The organism is Tepidanaerobacter sp. GT38 (assembly GCF_021991635.1).
Classification (GTDB): Bacteria; Bacillota; Thermosediminibacteria; order Thermosediminibacterales; family Tepidanaerobacteraceae; genus DTU063.
The window spans coordinates 1-3,044 of record NZ_JAFFJA010000046.1 but is presented as its reverse complement, the minus strand read 5'-3'; the positions used below and the strand labels follow the sequence as shown (position 1 = coordinate 3,044).

Genomic DNA, 3,044 nt, shown 5'->3' with positions numbered 1-3,044 from the left:
CTCCTCTTATGCTTACTTTTGCAATTAAATGCGACATGATGCATTTTAATTGCATCATTATCTATATTATTGCATCATTTCTATATATAATGCAATAATAAAACACAGCATTCTTCTATCATTATACTTAAAATCCTATTTTTCCCTCTATAATTTCTATTAATCTATTGATTTACTATGTTTTGGTATCACTCCTTATTCAATATCATATTTAATATTTAAAACGTGACCTGTATGATTCATTTACCCCAATAAACCATATTTTGCTTCAACTTAAATATTTGCAAAATAAAAAAATTTAATTGATGCAGACACAGATACAACAAAGAATTATGAAAACAAGTAAATAATATTAACTTTCCTATAAGATATGAATATTATACTATCTCGCATTGCGTAAATTTTTGTAAATGTTTACACAATATCCTTTTTCTAATAATAAATTCTCAATATTCTCTATAATATGTTCCATATACCGTGGCTTAACCCCTGCTGTTTCAGCCAAATTCCATATTGTTATTTCTTTTCCCTGTCTTTCTAATTCCTCAATACCCCATTTTATTTTTCTTATTTGGAATTCTTCCAGACTTTCTACTTCTGAATCTATATATGCCTTTACCAATGGGAGTTTATCTTTCTTCTTTGATAGCCATCCGCTAATCCCTAGTTTACTACCTATGGTTGTCCAAGTAATTCTTTCAGGTTTACCTTCTTTCATTTTTGCAATAACTACTTTTACTAAAGGTAGCAATTCCGCATCTCTTTTAGCCCAATCAACAGTGTTAACTGTCGTTTTTATTCTACGATAATTTTGTTCCAACCATTCACTATCATATTTTTTCAGCCAAGAATACAATCCATCGTTATTTCTTCTAATTTGGTTACTACTTCTATCAGGATATTGAGCGTGGAGTTCGATCCATTTTTTTCTATATTCTTCTCTTTTTATTTCAAATTCTTCGGTATCAGTATATTTCTTATAAATGTATTTTCCGCCACCATTGAATTTCCAAAATGGCTCTATTCCTAACCTGTCAATCGCTTTTCTAATAGTTTTCGTAGAAGACTTTAGTATATCTGCTATTTCCCGTATTGATAATCCTGACTGTGAAAGTTCAATTAATCTCTGGTCCCACAGTTCTTGATAAGCATCAATATTACTTTCATTTTCATCATTAAAGCCAAGTTTTGTATTAAATAATTCAACGACAGGTATTTCAAGAAATCTCGTTAATAGCAAGTATCTTATTGCATATGTTGTTCTGTCATTTTTTCTTACCATATCAGACAGCCAGCCCCCACTTTTATCAGGTAGAGAAGACTGAACAAGTTTCAGATATTCATAGTCATAAAATTCTATAAAATCTTCTTTTAATTTCTTCTGGTGAATATAATTGTTCATCCTTGCATAACCTTTTTCAATTAATTTTGCCCGGAATTGATTCTTAAACCAATCAGGTTCTTTAAAGCCAAAGTGATTGTTTAAAAGTATTTCTGCATCCTCTGCCATCCAAAGCATCTTTTCCATTAAATCGCTAGGAAGACTTATTTCTTTTTCTACTATACAATTCGCATGAGTAGCGCTAATAAATCTTTGTCTATTTCCTCCCCTTATAAGTTCCGTGCTATTATAAAGGGGTATTTTATGTTTTGCACATACAAATACCCCTGTAATTTGATGGCTTCTATGCCAGAATGGTTCTCCAAATCTTTCTATATCCTCTTTAAAACACTCAGGACAAAATCGAAAGTACCGATTTAAAGTAACGGAACTCGTAACAAGACCCAAACTCATGTAAGAAACAGCACCTTCACCATTTTTCTCATAGTTTTAATTATTTTGTTAACACGTCCCTCTTGAATAAATGCTGCAAGAAAGGGAAATAAGGTATGTTTATAGATAAAATATTCTGCTGTGTACTTTGAGTTTGCAGGCATATTTTGAATCAATGCATCTAATTGTGTAGGCAATTCCATAGTTGCTATGCAATTCCTTGTCCCAAATAAATCTTCAAAATTATGTATTTCCTTTATATTCCCACTCCGCATACAATATCGTGCCAACGTACTGTATAAAAGTTCGTCTGCATAAGGTGTAGGAAAGAAGTTCACGATACCACTTCCTTAGAAAAAATATCATCCTCATAACTAATGATATATCCTGATTCCTTCATAGCCTCATATACATTTTTACTATCTTTTTGGGCTTGTGCAACAATAGTCCGGATATCAAGATGATTTACTACGTTTTGTTTTTCTTTCTTTATTTTCTCTTCCACTTCTTCCTTAATCCTATCATTTCTGACCATTTCCATAGCGTTTTTTATTATATCTTCTATACTTACATTTTGAGAAAACATGGTATCAATTATTTTTTGAGCCTTCTTGGCATCTATACCTAACTCAACAAGTTTTAATATAACTTTCTTTTTCCGCTCCATAAGGTTTTCCTGCTTCATCTTTTTCTGTTTTTTCCTTATTTCCTTTGCACGTAAATCCAGGTTAATTGATTCCTTTGTTCGGGTTAAATAATCAGTATAGTCAATATCTTCCATATATATATCATCATACTTAATAATCTCTCTCAGATTATTTGTCTTCAATGCATTAAGCATCGGCTGAATCAGTTTTAAATTTTCTTTTGCTACTTTCTTAATAATATATTGAGTTATTTCCTCTTTACCTGATGAAATAGCATATGCTTGAGCAATAGCATAAACTTTTTTTAATAAATCAGGAATTCCTTGAGTTTCTTCATATAGAACACTGCTTAATTCAGGGGTAAGAGGAGTTTCTTTTCTAGTCCATTGATAATGCCATATTGAATTTATTAATAAATCCCATATCTCGTCTTTCTGAATCCTATCGTATACCATATCACCAGCAATACCAGACCCCCTTCGTGCCTGAAGTACCTTTATTGCCTTCGGAGTTCCCACTAAAACAATCGGCACTCCTACATTATTTATAAGGTTTACAAAGAAATTTAACATTTTTTCACTTCCACCAGACCTGGCTAAACTCAAATGTTGTATCTCATCAAT

3 protein-coding genes are annotated in these 3,044 nt (G+C 31.5%); all 3 read right to left on the bottom strand.

Translation table 11 applies throughout. The features are described from left to right. Positions 1-382: 382 nt before the first annotated feature. On the bottom strand, positions 383-1,795 hold the full coding sequence (locus tag JT739_RS07465) for a TnsD family Tn7-like transposition protein (protein WP_255688540.1): 1,413 nt from the start codon (positions 1,793-1,795) through the stop codon (positions 383-385). Continuing rightward, complete coding sequence (locus tag JT739_RS12930) at positions 1,792-2,049, bottom strand: hypothetical protein (RefSeq protein WP_370642603.1); 258 nt, start codon at positions 2,047-2,049, stop codon at positions 1,792-1,794. The genes JT739_RS07465 and JT739_RS12930 overlap by 4 nt, the downstream gene beginning before the upstream one ends. 59 nt (positions 2,050-2,108) lie before the next feature. Then, positions 2,109-3,044, bottom strand: a 936-nt coding sequence (locus JT739_RS07455; protein ID WP_237660481.1) for a TniB family NTP-binding protein, incomplete at its 5' end; no start/stop codon positions are given.

Bases quoted from the DNA above. Each gene is read 5' to 3' on its own strand.
- JT739_RS12930 (WP_370642603.1), bottom strand. From the start codon at position 2,049: ATGCGGAGTGGGAATATAAAGGAAATACATAATTTTGAAGATTTATTT.
- JT739_RS07465 (WP_255688540.1), bottom strand. From the start codon at position 1,795: ATGAGTTTGGGTCTTGTTACGAGTTCCGTTACTTTAAATCGGTACTTT.